Below are 18,286 nucleotides of genomic sequence, written 5' to 3'. Positions count from 1 at the left end.
TACAAAATAAATGATAATTATCTTTTAAATGTATTCACTTTTTCTATATGAACTAATTTGAAAAATGTTTTATTTTCTTCGGCTCGTTCTTCCACAAAGTTAAGGGGAGATTTCCGAAGTTGTTCAGCTTTTTCTTCTTTATATTTCTTTATCAGTTCTTCCTCCATTTTTGGTAAATCCTCTTGAATTACCCTATCGAGTTCAGCGATTTTTTCTTCTGTCATTCTTTGTTGTTCTTTAAAAGCTTCTACATTGACACCTTGTTTAGCAAGGCTATCAATAAGCTCTTTTAAATTTTCTTCTGCATTAGCCAAATTTTCTTTTGCAGATTTTAACATGTCAGCCCAATACTTATCATCTTTAGCCCATTCTGTATATTGCTCAATATCATCTTTAAGCCTTTGGACTTTTTTAAACTCTTCGCTTTCGGTATATTTTTTAAATTTACGAGAAATATAACCCAATTCAGATGATTGTCTATTTTTTTGACTTTCAAATTTCTTTTTTACTACTTCTATTTCTATTCTTGCCCTTAATTCAGGGTCGGTAATGATAGCTGTTTTCAATTCCTGTGTGTCTACATCAGAAACATCTATAATATTAGCTCCGTTCTTCATTGCTTCCATATATCGGCTTTGTTTAGCTTGAAGTTTTTGTAACATAAAAACATCAATACTATCGTTTGTTAACATAAAATTGATACGAACATTTTCCCATTTATTACCTTGCCTCCAAGCTCTGCCTTCTACCTGTCTCAGCGAGGTAAAATTGTACGGTAAAGTTAAAAGATACATATCAGAAGTATTCATCTGAAGGTTCATTCCTTCCTGTATAGCTTCACTTCCCAAAATTATTTTGATTTTTCCTTGGTTAAATTTTTCTTGAATTTCTAACCTCTTATTTTTGGAAGTAGCTCCAGTAATCATTTCCACTTCGTTTGGTTTGTAGCCAACTTTAGCGATTAGATACTCCTTTATCTTTGGAAATTCGGAAATTCCCAATTCAGAATAAATGATTTGTCCTGCTTCTGGTTTATCTTTTTTGTTTTGAGCTATTAAATCTATTGTAGTTTTCAACTTTGGAGAATTTTCTACAAACTCTTCCATTGTTGGTTTTTGTCCTTCGTAAAACTTAGATAAATAGGGAGAAAGTGCAATAAGCCTGGCATTCAATATATGGGTTAAAATCGCTCCATCTGCACTCTCATCAAAACTCGCATTTAGATTTTCGTATTCTTTTTCTGTCAAACTATTTTGCTCAACTTTATATTCCTTATTGATTCTATTTGGTCGTTTCAGTTCGGGATTATCCTCTTCGCCTTTAATATCAATAAATTCACCCAAAAGTTGCTGAAATAAAGCATTGTTTTTAAACCTCCTAACATTCATTTTATATTTGATGTCTCCTTTAGCATCAATCTCCATTTCATTGTCTGCCTCCATAAAGGTTTCAAAAAAGGTATTGACATTAAAATAACCTGATTCCTCCAATCGTTTATTGGCAATGAGTGACAAAATAGAATAATATTCAAGTGGCTTATTTGTAAAAGGCGTTGCAGAAAGAAGAACAACATTTCTACCGTCATTTTGTTCTTGAATGTATTGAGAAGCTACCCAAGTATTTATTCCCAAAAGAGAAGTAACTTGGCTTTGATTTCTGAAGTCCGACGCAAAACGACGGTCTTCGATTCTTACTTTTCCTATAATATGATTAGCATTGTGGACTTCATCAAAGGTTAGATGGTCAAATCCAAAGTCTTCCCAATCATATATTTTACCTTTTTTAATTTTTCCTTGAATTTCCTCCCGTTTTTTTATTTCCATTTGAATATCTCGTTCTGAAAATTTCAGAACTTTAGTTTCGTTTTTGGAAATGTACGAGAATTTATTTGCCAATCTCTCGGTAGTTTCTTTAGAGAAGCCAATATTATTAAATCCTTCATAAGTTACAAGAGTAATTTCTCCATCTTTATTATCAAATTTTGAAAGGTCATAATTTTTCCCAAGATTTCCCAAAACATTGACTTTAGCTTCAGGAATGGTTTCAAAAATAGTTTCTACCCATTGTTTTAAAATACTATCATTAGGCACAACGATTAAAGGTCGTTTAGCATTACCTCTTTCCATTGCTTCGTGCATCGCTAGAACTCCCGATAAGGTTTTACCAAACCCCACTTCGTGTGCTAGAAGCCCTACTCCTTTTGTAGTTAATCGTCCAATACCTGCTTTCTGAACTTCGGTAATCCTTAATGGATTACCCTTAAAATTTTTATGAATTTTAGAAAACAATGGAAATTCTTTGTAATTTGGAATATGAATATTGTTATACTTTCTATTAAATTCGTTAACAAACCTTTCCTTTAGCTCATCATCTAATTCTTCTCGAACGAATTTATAGAAAAGGTTGTTAGCGACTTCTTTTCTTCGTTCTCTTACTTCAGCATTTCTTGCTTTATCACTACCTGTAACCGTTTCATTACGAACAAATGAATTGACTTCCCAAGAATTAGACTGTCCAAAAGCTTCATTAGGGAGACTTCTGACAAAATCTTGAAATTTGTCCGCAAGGCTATAATCTACTGTTAATTTTTCATATTCCCATTGTTTAGTAAGTGGATTTCTCCAATTTTTCTCTTTTTCTACTTGTCCTAAAATGAACTGATGAACAAATTCGTGATTAGGAGAAATGATAATATCATCTAACCCTTTCTTTTTTGGAAGAACGCTCTCTAAAAGTTCTTTTTGTTTCCTATACTGCCGCTCATTTTCGTATTCATCATTATCCAATTTTCCTTTTTGATAGAGGCTTTCTAGTTGGGCTAATTTTTCATAAATGTCGCCCTCTGTATAATAGAAGTTATGCACCCATTTTCCACCTACATAGTTGATGTATTCTTTGTACTCGTGGTTATAAGGCAAACTACCATCATAGTCGGTTTGTCGGAAAAGTTCTATCTCTTCATCTGACAAATGATTGAACTTGCCTTGATTTTTAGTATCTACAATTTCATCTTGTTTTTGAAATTGATATTTTAAAACCCCTTTTTTTATCTCGGGCTTATTTTGAACCAAATATTCGGAACTATAAGCAATATTATTTTTGAGCTTAATGGTTTTCTCTGTTTTCTCGGAAATATCCTTTAAATCATCTAATGTAAAATCTTTTGATTTGTTGTGTAGGTCAGCTCTTAAATCCCTATAATGTACAATTTTATTTTTAACCGCAGACGATTTAAACTTCATCCCTTCCAAACCCTCCAATGCTTTGGTAAGATTTTTTTTTGCTTTTTCTAATTCAATATCCCATTCTGTCTGTTCTTTTTTAGGTTGTTCTTCGGATAGGGCAACAGATTTTTCTTTCTGCACTTCCTTTTGTTCTTCTTGTGTCCATTCTCCCCACAAATCGCCTATCACTTCTTTTATCTCCTTTACCTGTTCGGCTTGTTTTTGCTTTTGTTTTTCATTTTGCTGAATGAAAGATTGAATAATTTCCAAGGCACTATCCAAAGAACCTTTTACATACTCCACCTCTTTTGCCCATTGATTGGTTTTAGTTGTAATTTCTCCTAAAATTTTTTCAGGGTTTTCATTAAAATAATTTGAAAAATCTATATTTTCTTGAAAGCTGTCTTTTTTCAATATAATAATATCCGTGCCTATATCCGTGCCTTTAAACACACCATTAGGCAAACGATAGGCATCCATTAGAAGCGTTCCTTTACTGTCTTTTTGACGATTGAGCCACCCACTTGGGAGGACCATAGCAAGAACGCCCCCATCTTTTAGAACATCAAGAGAACGCTTTACAAAATAATCTTCGTATCGTGAAATTTTCTCCTCTTCGCCTAAGCCTTTGTAAAAACCTCTGTGTTGCCCATAAGGTGGATTGCCAATAACCAAATCATATTTTGCTACTGGGGACTTCTTCTGTCCATCATCAGTTATAAATTCCGATTCAAAAGACCTAAAATTGATATTGGCTTTGGGATAGAGAATTTTTGCTATTTTGGCAGTCGTTTCGTTAATCTCGAATGCTGTAATATTAGTTTTTACGCCTAAATCTTTTGTGGCGTGTAAGAAATTTCCTGTGCCGGCAGATGGCTCTAAAACTGAAATTTCTGTTTTCCCTTTAAAATTATCTTTGATAAGATTGCGAACAACATCAACTATTTCGTGAGCGGTATAGTATTCATCTAAAATACCTCGCCCATCTTTTGTAATGCCTCCACTTTTATATTGAGATGCTGCATCTTTTACAGAAATAGGTATTTCTCCCTTAAGAAGCACCTCTTTTCTGTCTGAAATTTCCGTTACTGAATTTATAAGTTCAGTAATCTGTTCGTTAGTTAATCCTCCTCGTAAGTTGGCATCTGTTCTATGTGGTAGAACACTTCTTCCGCTGTTATCCCTGTAATGTGTAGTATCATTCTTTCGAGTGATACTATTCTCATTTCGGCTCTGTCGTCCATCTGTTCCCTCTCGAAATTCCAAGCTATCGCCAGTTTGTCGGCTCTTTTCTTCTTGTACCAACCTAGGTATTTCATCATTTTTCGGTTGTGAATTTGCAGGAGTTCCAGTGTCTTGTCCTCTTCCTGTACTTCCCAAATCACTCCGCTCTGATGTGTCAAATCCATTTCCAACATCATTGTTGACCATATTTTGTCTTCCTCCGTTATCACTTCTTTGCTTGGATTGGCTTGTTTGGTCAAACTCTCGATGGTTTGGTTCAATTTGTTTGTTTCCCACTGACTCAGATGGGGGAATTTCTGTGGATCGAGTTGGTTTTTCGTGTTCATTTTGTGTTTTATTTACTCCTGCTAATTTAGTTGTATTTTCATGAATATCAAAGGTTTTAAGCAAAAAATCGTTTAAATCTTGCTTATACTCCAAACCCAAAATTTGGCGTATATCTTTAGTATTCGCATTCGGTAAACCATCTATAATTTGTTTGGTAGATAAATCCCCAGCATCATCTCTATCTAATGCCAAAAACACCTTGCCCGAAAAGTCTTTGTATCGTTCTAAAAACTTATTAGTGTTGGTCACTGAATTAAGGATTACAAGGGTTCTTTTAGTTTCTAAACCTTTATTTTTCTGCATTTGTAGGAACGAAAGCATATCAGTCATTCCTTCAAATACCATTAATTCATCTCCTTTTTCTCCTTTCTTAATGGTAATATCGTTTGCACCTATTTTGGATTTTAAGTAAGGATTTCTTATCTCGTAACCCCCTGCTTCATTCTTAATTCCAATACCAAAATAATATTTATCATTTATTTTATAATGAACTTGTTCTGTGTATTTTTCCAAAATATCACGCTCAATTCCCCTTTCAGCAAAATAATCAATCAAATTACCATTATTAGGCTTCAAAGTTTTTTGGAGTTCAATATTGGCTTTTTGTTCGCCTTGCTTTTTCCAGTTTGCTTTTCTTTCTGCTAAATCTCTATCTAGCTGAATATTATTAAAATCCTTTAAAAAATCAATCGTTTCTTTCCAAGATTTATTTTCCAAAGACATTACGGCTTTTACTATTCCACCCCCTATTTGATTTTTATAATCATACCATCTTTTTTCGGATACTGAAAACTTATTGGTGCCTGTTCGGAAATAATAATCGTGTCCAGTTTTTCGCTCAAACTTTATCCTTCCTGCTTTCTCCAAATACAAGAAATAATCTAATACAGACGCATTGTCAGTAATATGTTTTATTTCTTCAGAGGTATATTTCATTTCTTTTTTTGGTTTTTAGAATTAACAAATTGGTCATACTCAAAAATCTCTTTGGCTTCTATATCCCATTCTTTGCGTGGAATAAGTTGCATAGTCACAAAAATATCATTCATCTTGTCGTAGGAATCTATCCGTTCTAATCTTCCGCCCATTTCTTTTTCGTTCTTTCTATAGAGGGCATAAGGCAAAATGGTATCGTTTTTGAGAACATAGTAACGAGTATAAGATTTTGGCGATTTTATTTCAAATCTTCGATATTCCCGGTTGAATATAGTAGTGTCTTTAAGAGCCTTTCTTATGTGAAAATTCAAAATGTGGCCATTGTCAAATACAGCCCCTATTTCCTTTTCATATACATTAAAAGGCTTTCCATTCTTTAATTTTTCTGAAATAGAAATTTTCTTGGCCTCTTCAAATTCTCCTAATGGATAACAAAGGCTATCTTTGATAAAGAAAATTTGGGAATATAGTTCGGGATATTCCATATCGGGAACAACTTCTATAATTCTGTTTTTATCAAAATTGATGCTTGAAATATGATAAGATTTCATACTGTCAAGTCCCTTTGAAGCATTGAAATAGATGTTAGAAATAATGTCTATCCCTCCCTTTTCTGCCATTACTTTCTCTTTATTGCAAGATGACAGAAATATTATAAAGCTATATAAAATGTAGTTTTTCATATTTTTTACCGATTATATACAGGATAGGGCTACCGAAATAGCCCATTATCCTTACAAACAAAACATCAACTAATGAGGATTCCGCCCTCTGCTGTACTCCCTAGCATTACTTTTTTCTTGTTGTCTATCCGCTTCCAAACCCCTTATGGGTTTATTGGTATTTATGCGATTCATCTGTTCATCGTACAGATTAATCGTTTTATATTGCGGATTGAAAATGGCTTTTCCTTGCATTTCCTTGTTGTCGTCATTTCTGAATTTCACATTGACCACATTGCCTTTTTCCAAAGATTTAATGACCAATTCCTTTATTTCTTCTGCATTCTCGCCATCAAAAACTAATTGAGATTTATTTACAATGTCTTCGGTGTTTATCCCATATCCTTTGTTATATATTTGCATTTGATAATTACCAAATTCATTTTTCTCTTCTTTTAGCTTGAGCTTCACAAAAACATCGTCTTGTTCATTTGTAAGTTTGTTCGTGAATTGTGTTTTAATAGCCCTCCCCTCTAATAGGTTAATAGCTTCTTTCGCAGTGAATTTATTTGCTCCAAAAGAATGTATCCTCTCCTCTCCAGTATTCCCCTCTTTCAATACACCTTTAAATGAATTAAGATAAACGCCTCCTTGTTCTGACTTATGAAAATTTATAATGAAATGAGCTTCATTCCCTTCTAATGCTTTATCGTATTTTGTAGCAATCTGAAATTTCTCTCCATTTTGAGTTTCCAAAACACCCTTTTCTAAATCTTTATGCAGTTTTTCTTCTTTCCCAAAGCCAAGATACATAAGTTGATTTTTCAGATAACCGATAACTTCTTCTTGCTCATAGGTCTTTTGGGGCTGTACCTGTTCAAGTTCAAAAAAAATATCAAACTTTTGTGAAATTGTTTGTTTTTCTTCATCGCTGATACCCTCTTGTATCTCTGCAATACTTTTTATTGCAATTTCTTTCGCATTTTCTTTAAAAAAGGCTTTTTCAGTATCGGATAACTCATTGAAAAGTTTTACCTTATGCCCTAAATTGTCATCTTTGGTATTAGCTATCTGACCTATAAGGCTTTCTACTTTTTCTGAAACTTCCATTTTATTATTTTCTTTTAAGTTAATTTCTAGTATTTCATTAACAGTTGAATTTATTTCATACAAATTATTTGGTTCTATGAATAAGTCTACTTCATCGTATCTAGCCAAGTATGGAAACAAAATTGATTTGTCATTTATTATTTCTAACAAATAATCTGTACTGATAAATAATTCAGAATTTTTGGAGGATAAATTATTAACTCTTTCGTAATTTACTTCTTCCAATTTCAAATCTCTAATATCATCACTAAGATTATATTTAATTTCCTTAATGTTGAAGTTTCTTTTTGATAACCAATCCACATCAAGCTCATTATCTCCTTGATGAAATACTTCTGCTATTTTAAAACTTGTTACCCCATTTTTTTGTAAACTTTCAACATTTGTTTTTAAGTTTTCTAAATCCCTAATGATATATTTTCCAACGAAAAAATCAATTTCATTTCCTTCAAATGGGTTTTGGACGCTAATCTTCTCTATTCCTTTTTTCTCCAAATAATCCTCAACCTCTTTTTGTTTATTTGAATCTAAATTTTTGAAGTAATTAGCATCAATAAGAGCTTTAGAACTGATATTTTCTATATTTGGATTTATCCTTTCTACTTGCTCCTGTTCTTGAGTAATAATTCCTTGTTTATGATTATAAATTTTAAGATATTTTTTTTCTTCGAGAGTAAACTCTCTCTCTCCATCCATATAAAATTGTTCAGGCGAGGTATTTTCCATCTCTTGAACAAAATCTTTATATCCTCTAGTTAGAGGAGTAACATATTTGTCTTTAAATGATAATTCAGCCATAAGTATTTACCTTTTGAACCTTGTTTTTTGCTCCTGTTCTCTTTCCCAAACATCTTCCCTTTCTTGATTAGCATCCTGATAAAGGTCAGGGTCGTTTACATTCAGCTGTACTTTTGTATTCTTTTGCTCTCGAGCCTGTTCTTCATTTGGGGTGGCATCATCTATTCGGCTAATATTTTTAGAAACAATGTTCATATCATTAGCTATGTATTTTGCCACTTCAGGGAACTTATCTATTTTATCCTGCAAAAAGCCTTTCAACATTTCCAGTTGAGCTTTATATTTTTTACTTTCTTCAATATCCTTTTGTTCTAAAACAAAATCGGTAATTTCCTTAGATTTTTTCAAAAAGTCCACCTCACTTACATTATTCTCCTTTGAATTGTAGATGAAGACTTTCAGCGTTTCATCTTTAACAGTACCATTGTCTTTATCCAATTGTTTCTCTATCGCATATTGAATAAGGTTATCTTTTGCTTGTTCCAAAATATCATCAATAGGCTTATCAATGATATAGTGCTTTACATCCAGTTGTTTATCCTTTGTAAGTTGGAAACTCACACGCTTCTCCTTATCTTGAACGATAAGCGTATAGCCTTCGTTAGTAAACCTCTCAAAATCATCTTTAGAAATTTTCTGATGTCTAGAATTATCCTCGTTGATAATTCCATATTTCTTTAATTCTTCGGTTGGTAAATTCTTGTTTTCCATATTATTTAGATATTAAATTATTAGCAAAAATCAATTCGTTTAAAAACTTTACAGGATTGATATGTTTTCCCCATTCTTTTACAGAAAAATGAAGATGTGGAGCGGTGGAACGCCCAGAGTTGCCACTTTTTCCAATCACAAAACCTGCTTTCACTCTTTCCCCTATCTTGTAATACATTTCTGAAAGATGGAGATAAGCTGTTTCAAATCTGTCGGAATGTTTTATTTTTATATAGTTTCCTCCTTTTGCTTCATAACCTACTTCCGTGACTACACCATCTAAAACCGAATGAACATTCTCATAATATGCCCTTAAATCAACTCCATTATGCATTTTTTTTCTACCTTCTATTGGGTGATTTCTCATTCCAAAAGGTGATGTAACTACAAATTTTCCCTTTACAGGCATCGCAATTTTAGAAATTTCTATAGACGGTTTATAATCCTCTACATAATCGTATTTTTTAACAGAGTTTACAGACTGTAAAGCCCCCGAATGATTATAACCTTTTTTCATTACTTCAATAAGAGCTTCTTGCAAGGATTTTTTTATTTCTAAATTTTGGTCATTTTTCTTTTCTGCATTGATATTTTTTATCATCATTTTAAGAGAATCTATTTCCCTTTTCAGTTCAGATTTTGTAGTGAAATTGAAGAGTTTCTTTTCATTTTTCTTTTCCTTTTTATCTTCTTCCTTATCCTTTTCAATTTTTGAATCTAAAACCATTTTTTCCTTTTCAACTACTGTTGGAGCATTATAGATTAGTGTATTGAATTGAGCCGTAACATATATGCTCAACAAGAATAATTTTAAAGTCAAAATTTTATTTATCATAACTTCAGTTTTTAGGAGATGTTCAACTTCACAATTAAATCTACTTCGGCATTTATTTTTCTAAAATTGGTCATTAACACTTCTTCTTTTCTATCTTTTCCTTTTTTATCTATGAAAGAAAAATAGCTTGGCAGTCGCTTATAGTTAGTTTCTTCATTTGCTATTTCCTTCATATCAAGATTTATCTTTCCGCTTATAGCTGATGTTTTATACTCTTCAGTATCATTTTCTTCCCCTTGTGCTATCATTCCGACCATTTCCCCAGTTCTTAATCCTGCGATTTTTCCTGCAGGTATCATTGATTCCATTTTTTCGTTGATACTTGTAGTTGTACCTTGATTTGAAATAGATTGAGAGTAACTTTTTTGTTTAATTTTTCCAAAAATCTTTTCTAACCATTCCAATGTTCCTTTGTCCCTTGCAGAGCCGCTCAAAATATTTCCTATGATGGAAGAAATGGTTTCTGCGATTTCTTTTTTATAGAATTGCCTAAGCTGTGTAAGCTCTTGCAACCCTAGCATTACAGCTACTTTATTACTTCTTGCTGTTGCAATAACATTGTCAATTTTATGGATGTAGATGGTCGGAAACTCATCGGCAATTACTCCAGAGGGTAAATTCCCTTTATCATTTATCAATCTTAAAATTCTATTTAAAACAGCTGAATATAAAGCCGAATTAATATCTTGAGTACTTGGATTGGAAGCCAAAATCATAACGCTTGGATTTTCTTTATCCGAAATTTTTAGCTCCACTTCATCACCCGAAAACACCCAAAAACTCTCTTTTGTAGCCAATCTTGAAAGGAAAATTTTGAGTGTTCCGACTTGACCTTCTAATTGGTCAAATGCTTTATTATCGTAAGCAGATTTGAAAGGCGAAAGTAAAGATGTTAGTTCCTCGTGAGAGAACAAAGTATCAAAGATTTCCTTGTAAGACTTATTCATAAATGAAAGTAAGTGTGGCAATGTGGAAAATTTTCCATTTTCAAATGTTGCAAAAAAGTAGATACACGACGATAGGAAATTGATGGCCGACTGTGTAAAGAACTGGTCCGCCCCACCACCTGCACTTGACCCTCCTTTTTGCAATGCTGACACCATACTTTCCGCCATTTCTTGGGCATCTGCCAAAGTTTTAATGTATTCTTTTTTTAGTGGATTTACCCTTTTGGATTTTTCCACTTCATTGAGATTGATAACTACAAAATTATGTTTATAGGTAGGGTCTTTTTTCCTTTTGAGAAGATAATGATAATAGGCAATTTGTCCTAAATCAGGAAATTTAAAATCATAAATGCAGAGAGAAAATCCTTTACTTACTAATTGCCTAATGGTAGGATTAATCACTCCAAAAGATTTACCCGAACCTGGTGTTCCTAATACCAAGGTACCCCTAAAAGGATTGATGTTTATCCAACCTTTGTGATTCTTCCTGTTATATCTAAATAAATATGGAATGTTTACCGATGTATCTGTATTTACTAATTCTTTATTTTGGTCAAAACTTTCTTCTTCTACATTCCAACGGTCTTTTCCCATTTTCTGTTGCATTAGTTTTGATATACTATCAGCTCCAGTTTGAGTAATAGCAACACCAACAAATGAAAATACCGCATACAAAATCTGATATAAATTTATTTTTATGCCTCCGTCAATAATAGCAGCCTCTTCTTGGAAAAATAGTGAAGAAAAAATAAGTAACAAACCTAAACCTATTGGAGCGATGATATGCTTAGTTATATCTAAGTCCATTTTCTTCTTTGCCTTTGTTCCACTTGCAACAATGGCAATAAGAAGCAGTACTGCTATTTTTGCGTTAATTGGTGGATAGAAAAATTTCATTTTCCCAAAAGAGCTTAGAAGATTGGAAAGAACGGGTATCTTAGCATTCATGAAAAATAATACCAAGCAGTCCATTACAACAACCATATATACGGCTCTTTGCAGAAAATCATAAAGTTTTATTTGGTGTTGTTGCTCTTGCATAAGTTTAGGTTTTTTTTAGTTAGAAAGTGTCCGCATTGAGAACATCGGAATATTTCATTTTCATTTCAATAGTCCTTCCAGAAACTTGCTCTTCAAAAAATCGAATATTGAAAACTTTGGAATTTGGATAGGTAAATTTTTTGAAAACATAAATATTTCTAAAGTTTTTTCTGAATTTTTTAGTTCCATAGAGCCTATATACAGGTTTTACTTCTACAGATTGATTGTTAGTCGCTTTGTAGATTTTTTTATCCTCTATAGAAAAGCTAATACCATCTACATCGTAATTCAAATTAGAGTTATTTAGAAGAGTAATATCCATAAAAATATAATCCTCAAGAACATAAACATTGTTTAATTGCATTACCATTTTAAGGTCTTTAACCTTTCTTATAGGCTTTTTTTCCGACTTTTTTTTGTTCAGAATGTTAAGACATAGGTCTCTAAGTTCTATTTGAGAAAACTTCACTTTTGGATATTCCAAAGGTTGCATATCCTCCGCCTGTATGTGTATGTTTGATTGGACATTTGGATTCAAATTGTCTCTCCATATTATTTTATATTGAGCCATAAAGGATTGTCCTACAATAGTAATTACTCCAACTCCATCTCCATTTTGGAAATGAGTTTTAATTTCTTTTTTTCCAATTTGTATAGAATCCGAAACTTCTTGTCCAATTTTAATTCTTGCTATATTTTCAGAAGGTAAATCTCCGATCATATTATTTGAAGATAAATCAACGAATTGAATAGGTTCAGGGGAAATGATATGAATGTTTACCCCTTCAGACATATTAAGAACAGGTAAATCCCTCAGTTGAATTTCTTTACTTTCAGTTTGAGCTTTTACATTGGTCAGTTGTAGGCAAATCATTGCCAATACTAAAAACAGATGTTTCACGTTATTTTTCATATTAATTTTCTTTAAGTTGTTGGTCATTAATTAAATACACATAGGAATTATACTTCAGCTTTACTTTATTTTGTCTTATAAGGTTTGCAATAGTCCTTGATGTAGAGGAAAAGGCTCTAGAAATAAAACTTGTAAAAAAGCCTTCGCCACCGCTATCCATATTTGTCCCTTGTATTGAGTTTTGACCTAACTCTCTCATCATTTCTCTGAAAGCAGAGTGGGGAACATAAAGACCTTGTATACCATCTACATCGTAAATTGTGAGATTTATCGGTAGGATTTCTCCATTATTTAGGATAGAAACAATATTCAGGTTTACCCTTTGCATCTGGAAGCCTGAAATTTGTCCATAAAGTATACTTCCTTTAGATATTTTATTCTTTCCTACATAAACATCTTCTAAAAGTCTAAATCTTATTCTACTACCTAAATATCCTTTCAGATTTTCATCAATTACTGCTTTTATGAAGGTGTCTTCTTTATCTTTTGTAATAGAATTGAACTGATTATTAAGCCTTGCTTTATTGACCGTAAGAGTACTATTTAGGAATGCTTCCATTTTAGCCTTATTCTTTTTTAGTCTATTTTGAGCTAATAATCTTTGCTGAAACTCTGGGTCTTTGGATTTTTCCAATGAATCTAGCAGGAGCATTTGCTCTCGCATCATTTTAATAGGATTCTCTTCTTGTTCCTCTTCTACCTGATAGTTTTGAACCTTTTTTTGTGAACTTCTACCATTTTCCGAAGCCTCTTCATTGAGCATTCTAATTATCTCCGCAGACCTTTCATAGTCCCTGTCGAATTCTTGTTTAGAAGGTGGTTTGTAATATTGATTATTATCAATGTAATTCTCATTTTTTTTATTTCTAGATTTCGCCCATTTAAGAGAGTCAATATATCTTTTCTCTTTTTCGGAAAGGTTTTCTTCGTAAAAAAGCAAACTATCTTGCTCATCATCTAAACCCTCCATCATCGTTCGACTGTCCTTGTTGCTATAAAAAGCATCGTAGGCTTCATTTTTAGCTAAAATTTCGGCCTTCGTTTCTCCTAAACCGGTTGAAAGTTCCTCTTGCTTATCTTTTTCATTAGTTTCATTTTGAAAACTGATTATTTGTGAGCCAAAATAAAGAATCGGCAGAAGAGCAATTAGCGGAATTATATATTTGGGGTGCCTAAAGTTAATTTTTTCAAAAACCTTCATGATTTATTTCGTTGTATTTATTCATTAAATATTCGACGCGAACACTATCCTCTTTCGTAAGGATTTTATTTTCTCTTTTTTTACCCAAGTATTCTAACTCTTTTAGAATAGCCTTACTTTTCATTTCCTTGCTTTTTTCTTCTTTTTTAATTGCTGCGATTTCTTCGTCACTTTGTTTTTGAATTTGAGGGATTTGCGTGGATTCAAAATATTTTGATGGGTAGTAAATCTCTTTCCATGTTGAAAAAACAAATAAGACAATCAAAATAGCCATCCAATATTTATAAAATCGTTTAGGATTTTTGTATACAAAGGCTTTTATTTTCAGTAATCTATTTCTTATTTTATTCATGGTTAATATTTGTCTTGAGAAGAAATCTCACTATTGTCTATTATTTTCCAGTTTTTCAGCATGACACCGTGAGGATTGTTAGGAGTCCTGGTTATATTTTCAAAACTCCCCTCAGTTATCAATTTTCGCATAATCATAACACTTTTTCTGTTAATAGTTTGCGTTCCGTAATAAATAAATCTTTTTTCAGCTTCACTTATTTTTATTGAGTCTGCTTTTACAGTTGCTATTGAGTTTGAGGAAACGATTTGATTGTAAAATCCATTTTCTTTGAGGTTGGTGTACTCTTTTTTTCCACTATCGTCAATAAGGTATAAGGATTTTTCTACATTTTCCTTGATATATTCATTATCTGGAGGAAGAGTAAAGAACAACCTATGGAAAAGCTCTACTTGTGATTTATACTCTACCGGACGATTTAAAAGTTCGTCCGTTTGTTTTACCAAAATAGGCACTCCATTATCCAAAATATACATACTTTTTCTAGAATCAAGAATAAGCATATAAGCAAAAACTAAAACTGAAAACATCATCACTACAGCTGCTATTATGACAGAAATAGAAACCGATTTATTGATGTTTATTTTTTTTTCGATACTTTTTACCAACATATATTAATATTTAAAATCTACTAACTATATTTCCTAATGCTTGTCCAATTTGTTGAGAGCCTTTTTGAAGCCCCCTTGCTGTTGACTTTCCTCCTCGATAAATTGAGGACAGTTCTCTCCTTGCTGAGTTAGCTATACTTGAACCTCCTGCAGAAACGATTGAATCAGCAATAACAGGTGTCAGGGATACAAGTAACCCAGTTACGATGTAGGAAACAACAGTAAACGTGATTGTATTAATAAACCCACTTCCTTCAGTAAACATTCCTATTGCTGCGGTAATTTGATCTTCATTACCTTTAAGTATTGTTTCATACCTTTCTATCTCCATTTTATATCCGCTTGATATGAGTAAATTACCGATACTCATAGCTTGAAATGAAATAAATGTAAAAAGATTGATATTAATAAACTTTGCTATCCAGCTATTTAAGGCTCCATCAAAGCCCGGTATAAGAGATAACCCTACTGCTATCGGACCTAATATTATCAGCATAATGGACCAAATTTTTTGGAACCCAAAGATTCCGTACACAGCAACTCTTAAAATGATTAGTGCGATAGCTTCAATCACTTCTGCTATCAATGTTTGTAAGCTGGCCTGTGTTTTTAACGACCATTTTTCAACTTCGGTTGTAAGCTTATCCCATTTTTCGGAAACAGAATCCGAAACCCCGTCTATTATTTTATCCATAAAATCTTTTTTTGCTGTTGCTTCAGCATTTGCTTTTGCTTTTTCTTTTTCATTTTTTGCCTGAATTTCCATTGCTTTATCAATCGCTTTCCGTTGCAACTCATATCTTTTTTTTCTTAGCAAATTTGCTTGATTTTCTATATCGTTAAACATAGAAATGCTCGGAGTTGCTAATAGGTTGAAAGGAGCTTTGATCATGTTTGTAAACAGTGACCAGTTGGCTAGTATCAAAGCAATTATTATTGGTTTAATCATAGGAGTCACAGCCCATGGTCGCTGTCCTTCTTGCATTTGCCATCCTAAATGCCCCATGTAAAATAATGCCCCCAAACCTCCAATAGCTCTACCAAATGAAGCTGCTCCAGAGAGGTGGCTTGCGGCTTCAAATTCCACCATTGCGAAGGCCTTTAAAAACCACTGTTCAATGGCTCCATCACCTTTCAAAAATTCTAACGCTCCATTTGAGGCAAATCCCATGAACGGAAACATCAAAAAAATCAATGTCAATCCAAAATACTTATTCATATTTATTCTCATTTTTCTTATAATCGTCAATTACTCCTTTTACAATTTCTAAATCGCTTTTTTGAGTTTCTTTTTTAATCAGATTTTTTTTGGTAAACAAGTTCTCATATTCAAGAACTAGAGTAGTTTTCTCGCTTTGTTCGGAAAGCATATTTTTAAATCTACGCCATCCTAATAAGCATTCATGATATAGAAGAAATCTCTTTCCTCTAGGCATTGCTACCGTTCTAGAAATTCGATATTTATCTTTCAAAATATCCAGTGTTTTTTGGAGTTGCTCTATCTTTCCCGTTTCAAGAAGCATTTTATAAGTGTCGAAATTTTTAATTCCCCATTGATAAGGATTGCTTGGAAACTCCTGCAATGGACGAAGCATTCTTTTATAATATAAAATCCATAAAGGGTCTGCTTCTACTGTTTCAGGTGTCCAATAAGCGAAATCTTGTATATTTCGTTTGTAAATACTATCTATCTCTACTTTTATTTTTTCAGTTTCAGACTCCTGTATTTTGACTTCCACTAATCTTTGAGTTTCTATCCCTCCTACTTTCAAAGGGCGAATATCTGCTCCTTGTTTGTATAGTCTATTTCTTCTTGGTGCCATCCACCCCCACACAGTAGCGTAAGAAAAATTTGTTTGAATGCCAAAAGCATACTTAGGATAAGGCCGCCAGTCTCCCCAACTTTCAAACACTTGCCTCTTTTCTTGAGCAACGATAGTTGGATCATATAGCCTTTTTTGAGCTAGTATAAAAATGCCCAAAAAAATCATTCCACTAAAAAATATTTTTTTCATAATTAATATTTGAAATATTTGATTTTATGTATCATTTCTTGGATGATTTGTTTGTCAATATTTATATAATTTCTTATTTCTCTTGAATGAAGTAAATAAGGAATTGTTCTCGCTCTTTGGAAAAACATTATGATGCCATACGTTCCGGCTCTTAGTGCTCTTAACTCATCACCTACATGAACAAGGATTTTCTCCCTATCGTAAGAATCCATCAAAAAATTGTTATTCTCATTTAAGGCTTCTTTTTCCAAATAGTTTTTTATTCTTATAAGCCTAATCCATATCTCTTCATAGGCTTTAGTAAGGAATACACTGTATTGCGGATATAAAGCATTATATTCAATAATTTGTTTAGAGTTTTTCATAACTTCATCAAACTCTTCCCATATTTGTTGTACCATTTTTCCATGACGGAATGCAGAATTTACATTTTTCAATTGTTGATAAATGTATTCTTGCACAGCTACGACTTGGGCAATTTTTTTTCTTGAGTCTTCATAAATTTTTTTTTGTTTTTCGTAAGATTTGAAAAAATTTTTTTCACTCCCGACACGGACAAGCTGATTTTTTTGGAGTTGAAAAAGCAGTCTGTCATTCACAACAATTTGCGGTTGTTGAGATTTTATCAAAACAATCCCTCCTATAGCAACAACTATGAATAGTATCTTTTTCATAATTTTTTTATATTTCTTACGATATCTTTGACTATATTCAAATCCCTTTCTTTGTGGTATTTCAAAAGATATTTTTTCATTTCTATCATTCGTTTAAACTCGATAATTTTATGCAGTAAGTATCTTACTTGATACTTAATTGCTTTTACTTCATCCAAGGCATATTGTAACAGTTGTTTTCGATCGGCTTTTTCCATTTGATTAATAGCTCCATAAGAAACTACAATACCCATCAATAATCTCGTTGTCATTTGTAAATCATCGGCAAACTTTATTTGCGCAGGCATTGCCATAACTATCGCATATGGAGCCTCTGATAATTCTCGAATAATTCTTTCCTGGGTTTCTTTTATTTCTTTTGCATCGAGATACATTGAGTATCCTGTAGGAATGGACTGAACTGCAAAATCAACAAATCGTAATCTATTCTGAATTTTTTTAGTGGTATCCTTATATTTTGTCCAAAGCCCTCTATTTATTCTCTCTGAAGCCAAACTGACAGTTTGTTCTGCCCTTAATTGTTTTTGATTTTCATGCTCTTCTAATGAATTTCTTATTTCGGAATTTATCATCGGGAACGAGACATGCTCTACTTCTACACTTCCAGCACCACCACCATTAGACATCAATATAGGAAGGCAGAAAAAAAACAATATCGAGTGAATTAACTTTTTTTCTTTCATT

At 32.6% G+C, this 18,286-nt stretch carries 14 protein-coding genes; all 14 read right to left on the bottom strand.

From position 1 onward, the window contains the following. Window positions 1-17: 17 nt before the first annotated feature. The gene (locus tag VQ048_RS07795; RefSeq protein ID WP_327611133.1) at window positions 18-5,732 is read right to left on the bottom strand and encodes a DUF8464 domain-containing protein; all 5,715 of its coding nucleotides are present in this window, start codon (window positions 5,730-5,732) and stop codon (window positions 18-20) included. After that, window positions 5,729-6,415 carry a hypothetical protein gene (locus tag VQ048_RS07790; protein ID WP_327611132.1) on the bottom strand — a complete coding sequence of 229 codons (687 nt, stop codon included), beginning with the start codon at window positions 6,413-6,415 and terminating at the stop codon, window positions 5,729-5,731. Before VQ048_RS07790 ends, VQ048_RS07795 begins: the two co-directional genes overlap by 4 nt. A gap of 69 nt (window positions 6,416-6,484) precedes the next feature. After that, the gene (locus VQ048_RS07785) at window positions 6,485-8,302 is read right to left on the bottom strand and encodes a hypothetical protein (RefSeq protein WP_327611131.1); all 1,818 of its coding nucleotides are present in this window, start codon (window positions 8,300-8,302) and stop codon (window positions 6,485-6,487) included. Window positions 8,303-8,308: 6 nt separating this feature from the next. Next, entirely contained in the window at window positions 8,309-9,013 is a 705-nt protein-coding gene (locus VQ048_RS07780) for a hypothetical protein (RefSeq protein WP_327611130.1), read from the bottom strand. A gap of 1 nt (window position 9,014) precedes the next feature. Then, window positions 9,015-9,848, bottom strand: a complete 834-nt coding sequence (locus tag VQ048_RS07775; RefSeq protein WP_327611129.1) for a M23 family metallopeptidase — start codon at window positions 9,846-9,848, stop codon at window positions 9,015-9,017. Window positions 9,849-9,859: 11 nt separating this feature from the next. Then, window positions 9,860-11,836 (bottom strand): type IV secretory system conjugative DNA transfer family protein, encoded by a 1,977-nt coding sequence (locus VQ048_RS07770; protein ID WP_327611128.1) that lies wholly within the window; start codon window positions 11,834-11,836, stop codon window positions 9,860-9,862. 19 nt (window positions 11,837-11,855) lie between these two features. Beyond that, a complete protein-coding gene (locus VQ048_RS07765) occupies window positions 11,856-12,749 on the bottom strand; it encodes a DUF4138 domain-containing protein (RefSeq protein ID WP_327611127.1) in 894 nt (297 codons plus the stop codon). A gap of 1 nt (window position 12,750) precedes the next feature. Continuing rightward, window positions 12,751-13,950, bottom strand: coding sequence for a conjugative transposon protein TraM (traM, locus tag VQ048_RS07760; RefSeq protein WP_327611126.1), 1,200 nt, complete (start codon window positions 13,948-13,950; stop codon window positions 12,751-12,753). Then, complete coding sequence (locus VQ048_RS07755; protein WP_327611125.1) at window positions 13,937-14,302, bottom strand: hypothetical protein; 366 nt, start codon at window positions 14,300-14,302, stop codon at window positions 13,937-13,939. The genes traM and VQ048_RS07755 overlap by 14 nt, the downstream gene beginning before the upstream one ends. A gap of 2 nt (window positions 14,303-14,304) precedes the next feature. Continuing rightward, window positions 14,305-14,913, bottom strand: a complete 609-nt coding sequence (gene traK / locus VQ048_RS07750) for a conjugative transposon protein TraK (protein ID WP_327611124.1) — start codon at window positions 14,911-14,913, stop codon at window positions 14,305-14,307. A 10-nt stretch (window positions 14,914-14,923) separates the two neighbouring features. Beyond that, complete coding sequence (locus VQ048_RS07745) at window positions 14,924-16,132, bottom strand: TraJ family protein (protein ID WP_327611123.1); 1,209 nt, start codon at window positions 16,130-16,132, stop codon at window positions 14,924-14,926. After that, the gene (locus tag VQ048_RS07740) at window positions 16,125-16,928 is read right to left on the bottom strand and encodes a hypothetical protein (RefSeq protein WP_327611122.1); all 804 of its coding nucleotides are present in this window, start codon (window positions 16,926-16,928) and stop codon (window positions 16,125-16,127) included. The genes VQ048_RS07745 and VQ048_RS07740 overlap by 8 nt, the downstream gene beginning before the upstream one ends. Window positions 16,929-16,930: 2 nt before the next feature. After that, on the bottom strand, window positions 16,931-17,602 hold the full coding sequence (locus VQ048_RS07735; protein ID WP_327611121.1) for a hypothetical protein: 672 nt from the start codon (window positions 17,600-17,602) through the stop codon (window positions 16,931-16,933). Continuing rightward, window positions 17,599-18,285, bottom strand: a complete 687-nt coding sequence (locus tag VQ048_RS07730; protein WP_327611120.1) for a hypothetical protein — start codon at window positions 18,283-18,285, stop codon at window positions 17,599-17,601. Before VQ048_RS07730 ends, VQ048_RS07735 begins: the two co-directional genes overlap by 4 nt. Window position 18,286: the final 1 nt, after the last annotated feature.

Source organism: Bergeyella anatis (assembly GCF_036016955.1).
Classification (GTDB): Bacteria; Bacteroidota; Bacteroidia; order Flavobacteriales; family Weeksellaceae; genus JAYWXI01.
This window is presented reverse-complemented; position numbering and strand designations above follow the sequence as displayed.